The sequence below is a fragment of the Candidatus Paceibacterota bacterium genome, from assembly GCA_035452965.1.
Lineage (GTDB): Bacteria > Verrucomicrobiota > Verrucomicrobiia > Limisphaerales > UBA8199 > UBA8199.
In genome coordinates this window covers 1-18,541 of sequence record DAOTCE010000038.1, presented here as the reverse complement: position 1 = coordinate 18,541, position 18,541 = coordinate 1, and the positions used below count along the sequence as shown (strand labels likewise).

Annotated in this window: 11 protein-coding genes; 3 read left to right on the top strand and 8 right to left on the bottom strand. The window is 61.6% G+C overall.

The genetic code is table 11. From position 1 onward, the window contains the following. Positions 1 to 101 precede the first annotated feature (101 nt). Positions 102 to 2,051, bottom strand: coding sequence for a GxGYxYP family putative glycoside hydrolase (locus P5205_19370; protein ID HSA12525.1), 1,950 nt, complete (start codon positions 2,049 to 2,051; stop codon positions 102 to 104). 345 nt (positions 2,052 to 2,396) lie between these two features. On the opposite strand from P5205_19370, the gene P5205_19365 reads away from it, so the two are divergent. Together P5205_19365 and P5205_19360 are read left to right on the top strand one after the other, a co-directional pair. Then, positions 2,397 to 4,775, top strand: coding sequence for an immunoglobulin domain-containing protein (locus P5205_19365; GenBank protein HSA12524.1), 2,379 nt, complete (start codon positions 2,397 to 2,399; stop codon positions 4,773 to 4,775). A gap of 118 nt (positions 4,776 to 4,893) precedes the next feature. Beyond that, positions 4,894 to 8,049, top strand: coding sequence for a glycosyl hydrolase (locus P5205_19360; GenBank protein HSA12523.1), 3,156 nt, complete (start codon positions 4,894 to 4,896; stop codon positions 8,047 to 8,049). A gap of 337 nt (positions 8,050 to 8,386) precedes the next feature. Here the strand turns inward: P5205_19360 and P5205_19355 are convergent, their stop codons facing one another. The 5 genes from P5205_19355 to P5205_19335 all read right to left on the bottom strand — a co-directional run bounded on the left by P5205_19355 (position 8,387) and on the right by P5205_19335 (position 14,352). Further along, complete coding sequence (locus P5205_19355) at positions 8,387 to 10,702, bottom strand: hypothetical protein (GenBank protein ID HSA12522.1); 2,316 nt, start codon at positions 10,700 to 10,702, stop codon at positions 8,387 to 8,389. 413 nt (positions 10,703 to 11,115) lie between these two features. Then, on the bottom strand, positions 11,116 to 11,325 hold the full coding sequence (locus tag P5205_19350; GenBank protein HSA12521.1) for a hypothetical protein: 210 nt from the start codon (positions 11,323 to 11,325) through the stop codon (positions 11,116 to 11,118). A gap of 16 nt (positions 11,326 to 11,341) precedes the next feature. Continuing rightward, on the bottom strand, positions 11,342 to 12,232 hold the full coding sequence (locus P5205_19345; GenBank protein ID HSA12520.1) for an amidohydrolase family protein: 891 nt from the start codon (positions 12,230 to 12,232) through the stop codon (positions 11,342 to 11,344). Beyond that, positions 12,229 to 13,020 carry an amidohydrolase family protein gene (locus P5205_19340; protein HSA12519.1) on the bottom strand — a complete coding sequence of 264 codons (792 nt, stop codon included), beginning with the start codon at positions 13,018 to 13,020 and terminating at the stop codon, positions 12,229 to 12,231. The genes P5205_19345 and P5205_19340 overlap by 4 nt, the downstream gene beginning before the upstream one ends. A 198-nt stretch (positions 13,021 to 13,218) precedes the next feature. Continuing rightward, positions 13,219 to 14,352 (bottom strand): Sb-PDE family phosphodiesterase, encoded by a 1,134-nt coding sequence (locus P5205_19335; GenBank protein ID HSA12518.1) that lies wholly within the window; start codon positions 14,350 to 14,352, stop codon positions 13,219 to 13,221. 272 nt (positions 14,353 to 14,624) lie between these two features. Between P5205_19335 and P5205_19330 the strand changes: the two genes are divergently transcribed. Continuing rightward, positions 14,625 to 16,226: a choice-of-anchor Q domain-containing protein gene (locus tag P5205_19330; protein HSA12517.1), complete on the top strand. Its 1,602-nt coding sequence runs from the start codon at positions 14,625 to 14,627 to the stop codon at positions 16,224 to 16,226. Between the two features lie 112 nt (positions 16,227 to 16,338). Here the strand turns inward: P5205_19330 and P5205_19325 are convergent, their stop codons facing one another. Both P5205_19325 and P5205_19320 read right to left on the bottom strand, forming a co-directional pair. Continuing rightward, entirely contained in the window at positions 16,339 to 17,718 is a 1,380-nt protein-coding gene (locus P5205_19325) for a DegT/DnrJ/EryC1/StrS family aminotransferase (protein HSA12516.1), read from the bottom strand. A gap of 322 nt (positions 17,719 to 18,040) precedes the next feature. Beyond that, on the bottom strand, positions 18,041 to 18,541 hold a 501-nt coding region (locus P5205_19320; protein ID HSA12515.1), incomplete at its 5' end, for a hypothetical protein.

The following is an 18,541-nucleotide window of genomic DNA, read 5'->3' as shown; positions in this document are numbered from 1 at the left end:
GTTATGCTGGCATAGTAGCAATCCATCGCGGCGTGTCAATCACCATCTGGCAGGAATTGCTGCCGGTCGCAGCGGGCAGTTCAATGAGCCAAAGACACTGACTACTTCGGCGCCTTCGCCACGTGCTCCCGGATGAGGCCGAAGAAGGTGTAAGGATCAACCACTGCGACCGGTGCCTGAGGGTGCTTTTCGCGCAGGAACTTCGATACCTCCACGTGCCAGGCTGGCGACTTCAGAATCGTGCGTGCCCAGAGGAAGCGTGGGGCGTTGGTCGCCGCGGCGGACTGCTGCGCCAGGTAGGCTGCCGTAGCCTGCGCCGAATCGGGCATGTCCCACTCCCGAATGGTCGGGACGCCAGCGATGACACGCGGGGCCAGATCAAAGTGGTTCCCGCAGCCGTCGGGGCTGAAACGCTGATAAGCGGAGAATTCCTCCTCTGTCGAGGCCCCGGCGGAGCCGTCCAGCATGAATCCGGTGATGCTCATGTCCCATTGCTTGAAATACCTTGCGCAATGCTCTGTCCAGAGCTTGAGTGCCGGCGACAGCTTGGAGTCCGGGCGGACCGTCAGTGCGCGCGGGTTCAGGTAGCCAGCGCCAGAGTCCCCCGCGATGAAGTAGTCGTTGGTGGTCGCGTGGCGATAGGCATAAACCAGCGCTTGTGGGGCCCGGTCGGCGAGATTCGGATCAAAGGCCCAGCCGAGGGGAATACGCCCCCGCTGCGGGTCAGCGAAGAATGCGGCCACTGCCTTGTAAAGCCACGAGGGTGAGTCGTAGTCGCCGACGTAATAGCCCACGTAAAGTCTCGACGCCACCATGCCTTCGACCGTGAGGTGTCCTGCCTTCCGCCATTCCGCGAACGACGGCTTTGGATTAGGCTGCGGGTACCGCTCTCTGAGCGGATAATGCGTGTAGAAAGAGGCGTTGGCGATGGTCCCGACTCCTATGGCGTCGGCCTCCATGTAGCCATTATATTGCGAGATCAGCCGAGCGAACTCCCATTCCGTTTCCACGCCGCCGTGCTTGCCGCCTGCGCCGGGATGATCGGTGTATTTGAAAGCCCACGGCGTGAAGCCCCCCACTTTGATCATGCTGTTCGAGGCTTTGCGGTTCAGGGCAGCCATCATCTGCAAGAAGGTCTGGCGGTCCAGGCCGGGCTTCTGGTCTGGGTCGTCCAGCGGCGCTTCGTCGCCCCAGGTGGCCAGGTCAAAAAAGAATGCCCTGCGCGATATGAAGTAGTCGTGGTTGGGCAGTGTATGCAGGTCCGACTGGCTTCCCCTGGCGCGTTTCATCCAGTAGCTGTCAATGTAATAGGCCGCATAGCGGGGATCACACTTGCCGGAATCAACATAGTGCCGGATCGCCCAGAGGTAGGCGTCGTTCTTGGCGCTGCCCGACGACGGCTCCTTCAGGTCAGGAATCATCCCCTTGCCGGTGAATTTGGGCGTGCCGTCGGGATTCAGCAGCCACAGGCGAACGGGCAACCCTAGCTTCCCGGTCAGCAAGTTGAACATCGAATTCGTCGTGCGGCTGTAGCGCACTGGCAGGAGGTCCTCGCACCCGGCGGCCGTTGAAGCAACGCAGGCAGTAGCCGGAACCGCCGGGTCATAGACAACCAGACCTTTGAAGCACTTCATGAACGACCGGACGACCTCCTCGACGGAGGACAGGGGGGCCACTTCGGCATTCTTCAACCAACCATCCTCCCCGCGGAACCAGTCCAGCCAGAACTGGTCCGTCTCCACTCCGAAACCGGCGCAGTATAGCACGTAGAGCCGCGGCGCCTCGCGATTCGCCAACCCCTGCAATGCGGCCAGCGTGTGCATGGTATCCCAGAGCTGCGCCGTTTGGTTTGTGTCACTTAAGTCCAGGCTGCGAAGGGGGCGGGCATCGAAAACCTGTATCGTTCCCGGCGACCTGGTCCCGGCCGGCGCGGCGGGCGCTGGCGTGGCACACGTCACGGTCGCCGCAAGAACAACCGCCGCAATGACACTAAGAGTCGTTTCTAGACGCACGCGGTATTGGATGTGGAAACTATTCCAGTCGTCAATCATAAAGCCAGAACTGATGGACCCGGGGGGCGCATATTGCCACCACCAGCGCGTAGCGACAGGCATCCTGCCGCCCGGATCGGCGTGTCCAGCCCAGCCCGCGCCTATTCCGCCGGGCCAGAACTGATCCCGGCAATCCGAATTCGGCATTACGGATGATCGGCTGCGAGGCTGAGCCGGGTCACGCGCTAATCACCTGGCTGCTACCGGGGCTTGTTATGGAACGCTAGAGCCGTTTTCGGCGGATTGACTTGGTCCCAAAAAGCACTTGCGCGTAGCGCCGGGTGCGACTGATCATGCGTGTGCGGCCGCCGGGCAGACGTTCGTGAAACCGCATTCAGTGACATTATGAGAACACATTCAGAGTTTCCGTTGCTCTGCAGCGTCGCCGTCGTTTGCCTTTTCATCGCGCTTTTGCCCACGATGGCCGGTCCTCCGCAGCCCAAAATCGGCCCGATACAATTCAACGGCGGGACGCTGTCGGTCAGGGTGAATAACATGCAGGCGGACGCCTACTATACGGTGCTCGCCGCAGACTCGCTCTCGGGCGGTTTCAAGCCGCTGTCGGCTGTGCGGGCCACTTTGGGTGACGCAGCAAATGGCAAATCGTTCAACATCGAAATTGGCGATGCGGATGCCCTGTTCGTGAGGGTCGAAGCGTCCGATATGACGTACTCCGACGGCACGGGCGCAAGCGTATGGAAGCCGTACGAGGCGACAATGACGCACCGCGGCGGCATGGAACTGGAGAAGGTGTCTGGGACGACCGTTACCTCCGGCACCACGTACACGCAGCAGGTGTGCGTCTTCAAGATGAAGACGGATGGCGCCAGTTCGAAGCTCGTGACCTGGGCGATTTCGTCGAACGGTAAGGACTATGTGCGGGCGGCGGTTTCCGCGATCGCCCAGGATTATGAGGCCCATCACCCGGGTTGGATCGTCGTCGGCGGCATCAATGCCGACCAGTACTTTGCGAAGTTCGGGAACGGTCTAATCGATGGCTCCGCCTACGTCCAGCCGCAGCCGTATTATCCGCTCGTTGCGGACTACGGCAATCGCTTCACGGTAAGCCTGACCGGAAACGCGACACAGGTCGTAGGATTCAAGAACGACGGTTCGGCGAATGGTCTCGTGACCAGTAGCGGCGGGGCGGGCAGCTACGTGCTGAGCCTCCTGGGGACCAACGAGGAAGTCCTCACGGAGTACGCCGTCGCAAACATTAACTCCTCGCCGTCCCCCGGCAAGACGGCGGTGTGGGCGTCTCTCCACGCTACGAACTCGTCTTCCTCCTGGGTTCCCACCTCATTTAACACCGCCAACACGCTGTTCGTAGTGGAGGGTGATCTGGTGTACCTGTCAAACTCCTCAGGCTATGCCTATGCGAATGGCATCGCCGGCAGAAACTCATTCTTCGGCATCGGAACGGTTACGAACGTGGCGGTGGGGCCGTTGTCCAGTGTGGCCATCGAGGCTGGCAATTTCGGCATTGACACATCGGATCCGGCCCTCATCGCGGCGCTGACTCTCGGCATGCGGGTCCGCGTGGAGCAGAAATTCGGCAACGCGGCGATGAACGCCGTCGAGGCGGCCAGCGGTTACCATTCCGACCACATCGTCAACGGGGTTGAGCAGACGACGCGCGCCAACGACGGCTACAACACGATGCACTATTCGAGGTCGCTGTTCGGCATGACGGCCGATGGCACCTACTGCCTCATCACCGCCGACATCAATCACGGATACAACGGGCTCACCTACACGGAATGCAACGCTCTGGCCAAGGCCTACGACCTGCGATACCTCTACCAGCAGGACGGCGGCGGTAGCGTGACCGCGGTCTTGCGGACTGACAGCGGCGGCTTCGAGGTGGTCAACACGCTGCGCGACGGCAGCCCGCGCGCGGTTTTGAGCGCGCTGTTGTTCGTCACGAATCTCAACGTCTCCGCCACGCCGCCTACCATTACCATTCAGCCCCAGAGCCTGACCGTCAGCCCGGGCGACAGCGCCACGTTCACCGTGGCGGCCAAGGGTTCCGCGCCCCTTTACTACCAGTGGTTGTTCCACGGCACCAACCTCGCCGAGGCGAGCGGCTCCAGCTACACTCGCGCCAACGTCCAGCCGGCCGATGCCGGTCCCTACTCGGTGATCGTCTCCAACGCGCTGGGCTCAACCCTCAGCGCCGATGCGCTGCTGACCGTAGGCCCGGCCACGCTGGTGCGCAACGGGAGTTTCGAGACGCCGCTCGTGGCCAGCTGGGCTTACCAGAACACCAGCGGAGCCGCCAACACCTATAACTTCAACGGGGCGACGGGGTTCGGCTGGGTTTTGGGGACGAGCGCGGGGATAGACCATAACAGCGGCACATGGTACGCGCCCGCGGCCCCGAACGGGAGCCAGGCGGCGTTCATCCAGGGGGCCAACGGCGCGCTCTCGAGCTTTGCGCAGCTGCTGCACTTCTCCGCCACCGGCAGCTACGCGGTCACGTTCGCGTGCGTAGGCCGGGCCGGCAGTTATGGCCCCAATACGATTCAGGTGCAGATGGACGGCGGCGCAATTTTGACGGTGAGCCACGCTAGCCAGAGCCAAAGCGAGTGGCAGTCGTTCACGGCGACGTACAATTGCACGGAGGCCGGCAGCCACACGCTGGCATTTGTGGGCGCCCGGACCGGAGGCGACTACAGTTCGTGCATTGACAATGTGAGCGTGACGGGCGCCGGCGATCCCTGATGGCGACAAGCTGATGTAAGGGCGCGGACCAGGAAGCTGCCGCATGCGCAGTTGAAGTTGGAAACTGACTATTGCGGGCTTTCGCTCCTCGTCTACTATGTCGGCGCAGATCGAACTTATGACGTCATTACTTTCGAAGGGCACTGAGATGAAGAGAACCTGGATGGCAAGCGTGGATGTGTTGCTGCTATGGTTCGCGTTGCTGGTTGCGCCGGCGTACGCGGACAAACTGGAGGATAGTTTCCGTAGTCCGCCGCCAGAGGCCGCCCCGTGGACCTACTGGTTCTGGATCAACGGCAACATCACCAAAGCGGGAATCACGGCGGACCTGGAGGCGCTGGCACAATCGGGCATCAAGGGGGTGCTGATCATGGAGGTCGCCAACCCCAGAAGCATGGCTCCAAACGGGCCGTATCCCTTCGGCAGCCCGGAGTGGCGGGAGTTGTTTAAGTTCGCCGTCGCTGAGGCGGGGCGCCTGGGGATCGAGGTCAACATGAACAACGACGCCGGCTGGTGCGGCAGCGGGGGACCGTGGAACACCCCGGAGTATTCCATGCAAAAAGTTGTCGGGAGCAGCACGACGGTCAAGGGACCGGCCCGTTTCGAAGGGAGGCTGCCTCAGCCCAAATTAGCAGGCGCGGAACCGGCGAAGGTCGCGCCTGCCGAGGGCAAGAAGCAACCGGCCGCGAAGTCCGCCAAGGCGCGGAAGAAGGCCAAGAGACCCCCCGCGCCCGCACCCGCGCCCGCCAGCCTAAGCCCGGCCGCCCTGGCCGCGGCAAAATACTATCGCGACCTCAAGGTGCTGGCCTACCCGGCCATCCCGAAAGGCGCCGCCATCGCTCCGGACACGATCCTTGACCTGAGCGCCAAGATGGACGCGAGCGGCAAGCTTACCTGGGACGCCCCGGCCGGCGAGTGGATCGTCATGCGCATCGGGCATGTCTCGACCGGAGTAGAAAACCGTCCCGCGCCGGAGGCCGGCAAGGGGCTGGAGTGCGACAAGTTCAGCGCCGAGGCCATCAAGCGCCACTTCGCAGGGCTGATCGGCATGCTGGCGGACGACGTCGGCCCGGCCGCCGGCAAGGTGCTGACCTACACGCATATAGACAGTTGGGAGGTCCATTGGCAGGACTGGACTCCGCGCATGGCCGAGGAGTTCAAGCAGCGCCGCGGTTACGACATTATCCCCTGGCTGATCACCCTGGCCGGCGGGCCGGGGCTCGGCGATGCGGAGCAAACCGCGCGGTTTCTGCGCGACGCCAAACGCACGCAATCCGAGTTGCTCGATGCGAACTACGCCGGCGCCTTGCGCAAGCTCGCCAACGCCCGCGGCCTCAAACTCTCGATCGAGGCCTATGGCCCCAGCTCCCGCGGCATCAATCCCCTGACCTATGGCGCGGAGGCTGACATGCCGATGGCCGAGTTCTGGATCATGCGATGGAACGCCTGGCACCTCAATTCCGCCCGGATCGTCTCCTCGGTGGTTCACGGGCTGGGCAAACCGTTCCTGGGCGCCGAGAGTCTGACCTCTAGCGGGGAAAACGACCCCTTCACGGAGCACCCTTATTCCGTCAAGAACATGACCGACTGGGCGCTCTGCCAGGGCGTCAACCGCTTCATCTTCCACCGCACCGTGCTCAACCCCTGGGTGGACAAGTGGCCGGGCATGACCTTCGGCCCCTACGGCTTCCACGTGGACCGGACGCAGACCTGGTGGAAACCGGGCAAAGCTTACATGGATTACCTGGCCCGCTGCCAGAACCTCTTGCAGCAGGGCCGTTTTGTTGCCGACTTCTGCCGGCTCCTGCCCGACGGGGAGAATTACGGCGGCAGCCCAATGATGGAAACGTTGCCCGCCCAATACGACGCCGCTCCGGCGGGTTACAACTACGATTACATCTCGGACAAGCTCACCATCGAGGGCCTGAGCGTGAAGAACGGGCGGCTGGTGTTGCCCTCGGGGATGAGCTACCGGGTGATGCAACTGCCCAATTACGAGGCCATGACGCCGGAGTTGCTGGCCAAGGTGCGCGACCTGGTCAAGGCCGGCGCCGTCGTGGTCGGACCTCCGCCCCGCCGCTCGCCGAGCCTGGTGAACTACCCCGCCTGCGACACTCAAGTGAAAGAAATGGCCGCCGAACTTTGGGGCGACTGCGACGGCAAGGCAGTCCAGCAACACGCGCTGGGTGCCGGCCGCGTCATCTGGGGCCGGCCTCTCGAGCAGGCGCTCAAGGACCTGGCCGGAGCCGAGGATTTCAGCTTCACGCTGAGTCAACCCTACGATCCCGCCGCGGCCATTCCGCCGAGCTTTGGCCCAAACCGCCCGGCACAATCGGTCGGGGCCGAAGGCAAAGGACCCGGCCTGGCGCAGCAAAAACAGATGCCCACCGACGGCATAAACTGGATCCACCGCCGCATCAATGACGCCGAGGTTTACTTCATCGCCAACGCGCAATACCGAGCCGTGGAGGCCCAATGCGCCTTCCGCGCAACAGGAATGATCCCCGAATTATGGGACCCGGCCGACGGGACCATTCGCGCGCTGCCCGAATACCGCCAGGAAGGAGTCCGCACGATCGTGCCGCTGCGCTTCGACCCGGCCGGCTCCATGTTCGTGGTATTCCGCAAGACGCAAGAGGGTAGTTCGAATGCTCAAGCCGGAACGCGGGGACGAAAGAACTTCCCTGCGTTCAAGCAGGTGATGGAGATTTCGGGACCCTGGGAAGTCGCGTTCGACCCGAAGTGGGGCGGCCCGGAGAAGGCCTCCTTCCAAATGCTGGAGGATTGGACCAAGCGCAGCGAGGAGGGCATCAAATTCTACTCCGGCACCGCCGTTTACCGAAAGTCCTTTACTGTGGACCAAGCCGCGCTCCGCGATTCGCGCCTGGCCATATACATCAACCTGGGTGACGTACGGGAGATCGCCGAAGTAACCCTTAACGGCAAGGCTCTGGGTGTGCTGTGGAAACCGCCGTTCCAAGTGAACGTGCGCGGGGCGCTACGGCCCGGAGCCAACAAGCTGGAGGTTCGTGTGACCAACCTCTGGCCCAACCGCATGATCGGCGATGAACAATACCCCGACGATTGCACGCCGGACGGGAGTTGGCGCACGGGCAAAATCCCAGCCTGGCCGGACTGGGTGCTCAAGAACCAGCCGCGACCAGAGCCTCGACGACTGACTTTTTCGACGACCAAGTACTTCACCAAGGATGCGCCGCTGATTCCCTCGGGTATGCTGGGGCCTGTGCAATTGCAGGCCGAGGCGGCCGAGTAGATCGTGACGGGGGTAGCCATTGAGAATGTCAGGTTTTCACCTGCATAGGCCGGATGGCCGAGGCACAGGGAATACGTTGTTATCATTTCTCCCCAGCCAGGACCGGATGGGATCCCAATCTCTAACCCGCGCACTGTCCATATTTTGGACAGTGACGCTGACTGCCTGCCTTCTCCAGCCCCCTCTGACCCTGGCACCGCTGGCTTGAGTTTACGGTGACGGCACGGTGGTGCCCCGGTGTGTATCCCATGGGGAGCGCTCCCCATGGGATACACACCGTAGCCAGACCGCACTAACAAGCCATACTCCAGCCAGCCGCAAGCAAACGCCAGCGTGGTTACCGGTCCATAGGTGCGGGGACGCGAAGGCGCGTCCAGTTCGTGGTCAGTTGTGTTAACCGGGCGGGCAACGGGCCCGTGTAACCCTGCAAAACTCCCTGCCACTGGCCCTGAGAATTCCGCCACAAGGCCAGATCCGCGCGCTCGGGCAGCTCCAGCGTCAGGTCGGGTGACTCGAACTTCTTCAGGCCGCCCGCCGCCAAGGCTTCAAGCCGGCCCGAGCGGTCATGCCGGGCGGCGGCAATGCCGATGGCGTCGAAAGTCAAATGCCGGCCGCTGAGCAGCATCGTCTTCCGGATGGGGTCGCCCATGACATCTTGCTCGCCTGATGCCAGGATTACGGTGCCGTCCAGCAAATGGCACTCGCCGCTGGGCTTGGGCATCATGGAGCCGGTAAATTGCAGTCGGCGCGGGGTGCAGGTGGTTTGCGGCGTCAGACCTTTCGACCGCACCGCGGCAATGGACTCCTGCGCCGCTTCGGCCGCGGGGAGCGTCTTCATCTGTGGTGGCAATTCCGCTGCGGCAGCGAAGGGTTTGCCTTCAAAGTCCAGCGTCCAGTCGCCTACGCGGAATAGGGCGGTACGGCCGGCAGCGGCAGCCTGGCGGAAGAACCTGGCCACCGCCGGACGTTCGAACTCAGGTTGGTAAAGCACCATGGCGGCATAGCGCTGCGGTCCATACTGGAGGGCCCCGTCTTCGGCGAGCTTGAGATGCCCCGCCGCAATTTCACTGCTGGGAATCAAGTCGGCATAATAACCCGCCGCCCAGAGCGCATCAGCCACGGACATTCCTACATCGGCCAGTCCCGGCCCGGCCCAGTTCAGCGCCGCCGGATGACCAAACACCACCGCCACCGGACAGTCAATCGGCGCCGTGGAAATGAAATTCAACAGGCGCACCCGGCAGTCGGCGGCCAGCAAGCGATCTCCGAGCATGGAGGTTGTGAGGCGATTGGTGGGCGAGTCGGCTGAGGGTGGCCAAACGGGGTGGAAATTGATCCGGCCCCCGCCGAGTGCATGACGCCAGAGGTCTTCGCGATAAGAGTCCAGTTTGCCGTCGTAATACATGTTGACCCAAATCGGGCTGTGCCACTTTTTGGCCAGGGCGGTGCGCGCACAGAAGGGGGTGGTTTCATCGGTTTGCGCAAGGTCACGCCGGGCGGCCCACCAATGAAGACCATTCTTAAACACCTCCTCTTTTGTCGCCGGGTCAGGAAACCAGGTGGGATGCGTCGCCACCATGGCGTGCGGGCCGAAGACCTGCTTGATGGACTTATAGAAGGCGGTTTCAACCTGGGCGTTGCGCTGCCAACTCATTTCCATGTAGTGGTTGATGGCTGCGGCCCGTTCGGGGACGAGGCCGGCGTGCGGTTTGAACATGAGCAGCAGGTCACGCGCGAGGTCGCGCCCCGGTCGCCGCCGCTTGTATTCCCGGGCCATGGCGGTGGAGAACCAGAAGTCATCGAGGCGGGGATTGAACCGCCCGGGGAATCCCCATTCATCCTTGCACGCGCCGGCCAGGGGCGCGTCGGCATATTGCCGGAGGATGCCGCGTTCGAAGGCGATCAGATGCGGCGCAAAGACGTCCGGCGTAAACAAGGTGAAGGCGGCAAGCACACAAGCGGCGCGTATCTGGTCGGTCGCGTGGCCGCGGATGGTTACCTCCAAGCCGTCGGTGTCCGACCGGGTGATTCGGCAACGGCGGGTGATGTCCTGGACGGTGTCGGGCTCAATGCCGCGCGGGCCCGACACGTAAGAATAGGCTCGCAACAATCGCGCCGCGAGCGTTTCGTACGGGCGCACGCCCCGCTGAGTCGAAGTGTAGTGATCCGCCAGTGTGATGGCGGGGATCTCGATCGAGGCATCGGCCTCCGGTCGAAGCGTCAGCTCCCGCAACCGGACGATCTCCTGCATTTCATTCGGATGCCTCTGCATGAACGCCTGTCGTGCCAGGCGCACATCCAGGTCCATTACGACCTGCATTCCGTGGGCACACGCATACTCCGCCGCGCGCTCTATCTGGTCATGGACAGCCGGCTGGGTCACCTCGACATTGTGGCGGATGCTGGTGGTGAGCAGTGCATAGCCTGAGTGCGTTTCGTGGAGGTCCACAAACTGTTTGAACCCGTCTTGCGCGAAGTCCGTAGCGGTCAGGAACCAGCAAACGATCCCCGGCCAGGAGGTTCGGATGAGGTTTTGCTCCTGCCCTGGCAGGTCCACGCGCAGCGAGCGCAGCGGCGTTTCTGCGGCATTCACGCAGGCCAAGGGCCACAGCCAAAGCAGGGGCAGGACAAGGTGTTTGCGCAAGCTTTTCATCACAGGGTCAGAAACTTGCCCGAGTTTCGCAATAACGGCGAGCGTCATCGTTCAACCGTGTCCCATGGACGAGATCAGAAAGGCATGCTGTCCACAGGACTGGCGTCGGCTCCGTCCCGCCATGTGTCACGCAGGCGCTCGGTCGCCGCGCGGATTTAGTTGCTGGTTTGTATCCTAACCAGCGGAAACCCGTCGAAGGCTCATGCGCAGCAGAACCGGAATTGGCATTTGGCTCTCATGCGTTCACTCCCGCTCATCTGCAGCAGATCCAAAAGAGTCCGCCTTACCCGGGGATCGAGCTCTTGGGGGCCACCTCAAAGTGAACGGGCTGCAATCAGGACTCGGGGGTGGGGTGTGCGATCCTCCGGCTCCACCGTTCCGCGCCCGAACATGTTGGACTGACCCAGTAGCAATTAGACAAGCTGCCTCGTCTTCCCGGCCGCCGCCATTTCCGGTGCCAGGCCAGCCGAGTTGACGTCGAGTGTCGCGGGTTCCGCAGAACCGAGGACGCCCCCTGCGGGCTCGGGGCGCGGGTCGGGTGCCGTCAGGCCGGGGAACGTTGTCAGCACGAATGCGCAGACAAGGGCCAGGCAAATCTTCTTAAAGAACATCGAGCTATGCACAGTGCCAAACCGGCGATCAAATTCGAATAGACGCCGCGTTCAGCCGCCTGATGCGCGCCAGGTCCTCTGGCTTAATCTCGGACTCCCTGAGCTTTAGCAACGCCGATTCAAAGTAATAATAAGGGGAGTGCGATCCGAACACGACCGCGTGGGCAGGCACCTGCTGAAGAAGGCTCTCGACGCCGCCCACAGTTTCCTGCGTAGCGATATCAAGCCATACCCGGCCGCTCGAAACCAGGGCAGCCGCGAGCTTTGCGCTGAGTGAGCGATTCCAGTTCAAGAGCACCAGTTTCAACGCCGGCTCGGACTTCAAAAGGCCCAATAACGGCTTCAGATTCACAGGGGCCGCCTTCATCCGCGGGTGCTGAACACGCACATCTTCCACCGTCGCCACAATCTGCACGATCAGGTTGCGGCTTGCGCATGCGCGAAGCAACTCCGTGCAGTTCCCATCCTCCAGAGTGTACCCATGATAGCCGGGGTATAGCCGGATGCCCACCATCCCATGCTTCTCCTGGCATCTTTGCAGATCCTCTCGCCACCACGGCTGGGCCGGGTTCACAGCCCCGAATGGAACAAACAGGCCGCCGCCAACTGACTTGCAGACACGACCAAGTCGTTCATTCGCCCCTGCAAGGTCGCGCTCCAGCAGCGCTTCAAACGTGCATGCCCACGCTTCGGTGACACCTTTCTTCCGAAGCGCCTGCGCCAGTTTCTCAGGATCATCCAGCCGCAGGCGCCTCATCGGCCATCGCATGAGGGTGACGTTTACATCCACCAACCCTTCCGCTTTACCGCTCGCGGCAGCCTCGATCGGCAGGGGCATCCCCGCCCCGGTCAGGCAGAGCCCCGCAACGCCGCATGATCTGATAAAAGTGCGGCGATTCACACCGGATTCCTCCTTCATACCCGCACTCCTTTCCGTTTCAGAATTGGAGAGAGCATTCTCTTCATGTTTCCGGCCAGCACAAGTTGTTTCGTCCTATTCGGCAAGTCGGCTCCGAATACCTTCCCCAGTTGCGAGGCGTAGCTGCGCCCGCCGGCGTCGCTCCCAAACAGGACCCGCTCCGCTCCGAGTTCCTCCACGACCATCTCCGTCAAACCCGCAGTGGGGTCCGAGCCCGAAATATCCACACTCACATTGCGACAACCCCGCAGCGTTCGTATGCCCGTTTCCCACTCAGCCCCGACATGCGCACAGATGAATGCCGTCTGGGGATGTCGCCGTGCGAGCTGCGCCAGGTCGTCCGGAGTGGATTCGCCCGGCAGGTTCTCGCTGCCGCCGGCCTTCAGGTATGCATGCTGGAGAAACGGGGCTTCAAGTTCCGCCGCCCGCTTGGCAATCGGATCGAGCGCGGAATCGTTGCACCGCCTGGCAACCCATAATTTCAGCCCCACCAGCGGGCCGTCCTTCACGCATCGCTCCATCTCCGCAAGGCTGGCCTCCAGGTGAGTGGGGTTCAAGTAAACGAAACCAAAGACCCGGTCAGGCCGGTGTTGTACCGCCTCGATGACCTCGTCATTTTGGCGTCGCATATCCGCCGGGTCTGGGTCGTAAGACCATTTCATCCCCATGAAGACGCAGATTCTCTCGATCCCCACGCGGTCAGCGTAGCGCAGCAACTGGTCCGTTCGCGCCTTGGGACTATCGCCGGGAACGCCCGACAAATGACAGTGAACATCCCAGATAATCACGGGCGGGATTCTGGCACGAACGACCGAAGAAGCAACAGCTGTATTGACCCTTGTTCTGGAGCTTGCCAAGGAGCAAGAGGAGCGGCAGCAAAGCGGGCCCCAGGTCGAACGGCTGGGGAGTAATGCCTGCTCATCGGAACGGTTTCTGGCGGCAGGGGGCGGGATCTGAGTGTGTCGGGAGCGGCGCTAATTGTGCGGTCACTCCACCTGCAGCTTTAGCTGAATCTCCAGCGGGGTGTCGGGGGCGGGGAGATAATTCTCGACCTTGAACGGCACCGCGATCTCTCCCTTCTTCTTTGCGTCCCCCCGAATCTGCATGAGGACGATTTTGCCCGCGGGGACAACTGTCCGCTCGGGAAGCTGAAGACCTTCCTGGCCGCCAGCAGACCTGAGCTTGAGGTTCACGTCAGAGAGATTCTGAAGCTGCACATACTGGCGCTCCCGGGCTGAGCCGGCGATGCGCGGGTTTAGAACCGCGAGGGACTGCTCGCAGAGCGGTCGCAGGTACTGTTCGGTCCCGATGATCTTGTCCTGGAAGTAAACGGCGGTGCGGCGTGCCTGCAGCGCTTCCTTGATGCTTGCGGCGGTGCGCTCGCGCGCGAAGACAAACGTGGTGGTCCGAAAATCGCCATCGTGAGGGTAGTCCAGGCCGATTGGGTTATGGATGTCGGTGTTGCTGACCATGGCAAGGTTGTGCTCGACGGCCCAGCGATGCGCCTCCGGGTAGTACTCGTCGCCATTGGCCACCTCGACGCCGTGCAGCATCCCTTTTTGCAGCAACTCCGTGTGCTCGGGATACCAAACCGCCTTGCCGCCCGGCGCCTGCGGTTTCCAGCCCGGGTGGTTCCAGAAAATAAAGGCGTCCTGGCTGTGGGCCGCCGCGAGCGCATCTCTCCAATTCCTGACCGCCAGCGCGTTCGCATCCCGCAGGAACACCGCGTTCAGATGGCCCGGAGGCATGTCGCGCGTGATCTCGGACCCCTTGATCACCAGGACATCCAGGCTCTTGCCCGCGGGCGAAGCGACTTCGAATGAACGGTTGTGGTTGGTGGTGATGTCCCCCTTGTACGGCTGATACTCGATGTGGTCGGTGATAGCGATGGCATCCAGACCATTTCTCCAGGCCTCCTCCACGCGAATGGTCGGCCAGACGTAGCCATCGGAGAAAACCGTATGGGTGTGAAAGTCGCACTTAAGGGTAAGGAAGTTGAGGATGTTCGGAATGCGCACCGGTGTGCGGACCCTGGCGACCGGCTCATGGGAGACGGCGGTCAGGACTGACAGAAGGAGTGTGGCGGCGGACGCCAGCGAGGCAACTAGATTCGTGACCATGGGTCAGCAAGCTACCCAGTCGGCACGGGCGATTCAACAACCTATGGGTGGATTAAGCCGCTTTTGCACTTCACTGGCTGGCATGCATCCTGCAGTCTCAGTTGTGCCAGAAACGATGGGCATACGTAGAATTTGAACTCATCCGGGCGGAGCTTGCCGTACGAAAGGCAGCACGGGCGCGGGGCCGAAGGCGCTGCGACTCCAGGCCATGAGGCCTTGGTCACTATTGCTTTCAAATTACTGCCAACAGCATCCAGTGAGTTAAAATGACCATGAGCAATCAATTGAGAGGTTATTGTGCGGCAGTCCTGCTGCTGGGGGCGGATATCCAGGCGGCGACCTGGTACGTCAAGACCGCGGGAAACGACGGCGCGGACGGCACGAGCTGGGCTACGGCCAAGAGGACGATCCAGGCCGCAGTGGACGCTACGGCGGACGGGGACACGGTGCTGGTCGGTGACGGTGTTTACGCGACTGGAAGCCGCGTCACGCCGGAAGGGACGAGTTCAAACCGCTTGGTGATCACGCGGAAAATCCTTGTGAAGAGCGTGAACGGTCCGGAGGTGACGCGCATCCAGGGCGCGACTGGCAGCGCCCCGCTGCGCTGCGTGTACATGTCCAGCGGAACACTGTCGGGCTTCATGCTGACCAACGGGGCAACTCCATCCACAGCGGCATACCCTGACAATAGGGGAGGCGGTGTTTACGCGAAGTACAACTGGAACGCGGTATTGACCAACTGCGTGATCACAAAGTGCACAGCAACAAATGGAGGTGGATGTTGTGGCGGCGATTTGCGTGGATGCAAAGTGATTTCCTGCCAGGCGCAATGTGGTGGAGGTGCCTGCGGTTCTTGGTTGACCGATTGCACCTTGGAGAGCAACAACGCACTGTTGTCGGGTGGCGGTGCCTACCTCGTTGACTTGGAGAGGTGTCTAGTAAGAGGCAACTCCAGTGACGGAGACGGCGGAGGCTGTTCCATGGGGTCGTGCGATGATTGCGTCTTCTACAGCAATACCGCAGGCAGGTGGGGAGGGGGGATTGCTGGTGGCACCGCCGAAAACTGCTTTTTCATGTTGAACGGCGCTCCGGAGGGCGGCGGGTCGTGCTATAGCACCCTCAGGAACTGCACTCTTGTCTTAAACAACGCCTCCGTAACCGGAGGGGGGTCCTTCCAGGACACACTGCAAAATTGCATCGTGTATTACAACAACTGGATGAGGAACGATGACAACCATAGCGGTTCCACCTTCACCTATTCCTGCACCACGCCGGCGGCCCCGGGAATCGGGAACATCGCTTCGGACCCTCAGTTTGAGGGGGTCATGCTGGGCCTGTGCAAACTGATGCCCGCTTCGCCTTGCATCAACCGGGGGGACAACTCTGTCCTTGCGACTCTGGTTGACCTGGCGGGCAACCCGCGAATCAAGTTTGGCACGGTGGACATGGGTGCCTACGAGTATCAGTTGCCGACCGGTTATTGGAAATGGATCGAGGCGGTGACCAACGGGTTGACGAACCACACGGACTGCGCGGCGGGAGACGGCTACCCGAATCTGCTGAAGTACGCCACAGGCGGCAGCCCGACCAACAGTGATCACCAGGCCCGAGTGACCTGCGGGATGACCAACAATCAGTTTGGGATTCAGTTTGGCCGGAACAAGAAAGCCTACGATACCACGATCGTCGTGGAAGGGACAGACTCGCTCACGAACACGGGGTCGTGGCAACCGGTGGCCGTGAACTTCAACGGGTCATGGGGCCTGGCGACCAACGTGACGGAGAGCGGGGCGGGCGACGTCGCCCTGGTGACGGTGAGAGACACGGCCGCCGTTCCGAAGCGGTTTCTGCGCCTGCGGGTCGCCCAACCGTAGCTTGGAAGCTGACCTGAGGTAGTCTGGCGCAGGCCCCCCCATTACACCCGCCCCCGCTTTTTACGCCCCGTGCACCTGTGCTCTTGCACGCTTTGGCGGTAAACGACGCCGCCTATGTCTTCTTCAATTTCGAAGCGTTCTTCTGGATCTTCTCGATGGCGCGGACCACGTCGTCCATGTCAGCTTTGGTTCCCAGGAACATGCCCGTGGTGCTGAGCCACACGGAGGTATCGAAGGTCTGCATCAGGCCCGGGCAATGGTTGCGTTGTTTGTAAGCTTCCCAGTCCAGTTGCTCGCTGGTGTAGAACTTCCTGTAAATCTCCGTCTTGAACATCTCGTGGATGAATTCCTGTGTGTAGATCGGATATTTCGGATATCCGGGGCTGGCTGGCACGCCTTCCGCCGACAGCGCTTTCACGAAATCCGCCCGTGACAAGCCGTCGAATTTGGCGGCGTCGTAGATGAACGGATACATGTAATACGACAGCCGGGTCACCCCCGGGTAAGTCTTGACCGGCGTGATTCCGGGAATGGCGGCCAGTTTCGGCGTCAGGTAAGCCGCGTTCTCGGTGCGGACGCGGATTTGTTCCTCCAGCTTTGGCAGTTGGCAAAGGCCGATTGCCGCCTGGTATTCGGCCATGCGGATCTTGTTGCCCAGCCTGAATGCGGCGATGTTGTCGTAGGAGCCCGGGGTGATATTGGTTTTGTAACCGTAGTTATGGTAGGAGTAGAGCTTGTCGTATAGCTCGGAGTCATCGGTGATAATCGCGCCGCCCTCGCCGATGGGCATCACTTTCGAGGTCTGGAAGCTGAAGCAGCCGGTCGTGCCGAAGGTGCCGAGGTTCTTGCCATTAATGTTGCCCATGTGCGCCTGGCATACATCCTCGACGACTTTGAGGTTGTGCTTGCGCGCAATCTCCATAAGCCGCGGCATGTCGCTCGCGTAACCGCAGATGTGCACCGGGAGGAGTGCTTTGGTTCGCGGCGTGATTTTGGCCTCCACCTTGGCCGGGTCCATCTGGTAGGTGAGAGGATCGATATCCGCCCAGACCGGCATCGCGCTCTTGTAAAGCACGCCCAGCATGCTGGCGCTGAATGTGTAAGGGGCGCAGATCACTTCGTCGCCGGGGTTCAGGTCCATCACCATGAACGACGCGCTGAGGGCGTTGGTCCCGTTCACGACCGCCAGGCAATGCTTCGAGCCCATCAGGGCCGCCCATTTCTCCTCGAATTCCTTCACCAACTTCCCCCGGTGCCACGTGCTGCCGTGCAGCACCTTGGTCACCTTTGCATCGCCGGCTGGGTCCCACGCCGGCCACGCCGGCCATTGCTTGGCGTGGGCTTTGGCGCCGCCCAGAGCTGCCGGGGTTGAAGCGTCCGTGCCCCCCGCCTGGGCGAGCAATGACCCTGCCGTGCCCGCGGCCAAAACAGCGGTGCCGCCCGCAACCGAGCTGCGCTTGATAAACTCACGCCGGGAGATGTCGTTCTTCATAATTGCATCTGTATCAACGGAACAATGCTGAAAACCAAACGGCAGTTTGAGCCACCAGAGTGGGCGAGGCCAGATAAAAAAGTTGAAAATTGGCTGGTTCTCGCAGTCCCCGCTCCTCGGGTAACGTCAATCCCGAAGGTCAACCCGCGTCCGATGTCGTCAGTCCATGCCGTGTGGCGGGGCTGCGCGGGACGTTCGAGCTACTTCTAAATTCGAATTGGACGGCTGTGAAATGTGACAGCAATTCGTGCCTCACAACGCGGCTGCTTTGTCGCCATCCGTGTTTAGGGCAAAACTCAATTGCGGGTTTTAGATTGAAGGGTCATTCGGTGCGGATGCGGTAAAACGTCGGGTTCCAGAGCGGCAGCTCGCCGTATTGGATCAAGCCATTGGAAGCGGCGGTGTTTGTTACCACGTCTGACCAGGCGCCGAGGTCTGGCGAACGCTGGATGACATACTTGTAGTCCGGAATGCCGCTAGATGTGAGGGTTATGTTGCCGGCAGCGCCGTTGGTGATCGTGACGATGCCGATTGAAGCGGCGAGCACGTTGATCGTGACCCTCTTGGTCCGCGCGCCGCCGCGATTATCCGTGACCGTGTAGTCGAAAGCGTCATTATTATCGTTAGTCGGCTCGTAGATGAGAAAGTTACCGCTCTGATAGATGCTGGCCCCTTGCGATCCCGCGGTAAAGCTCTCCAGCGCCACCGCGTCCCTATCGGCCGCATCCGTTGCCGGGAAGAGGTCGCCTAGCGAGATGTTGACCGAATTGCCCTTGGTGCGATAGACGGTCTTGTCACTGGCGCTGGGCACGTGGTGCACTCT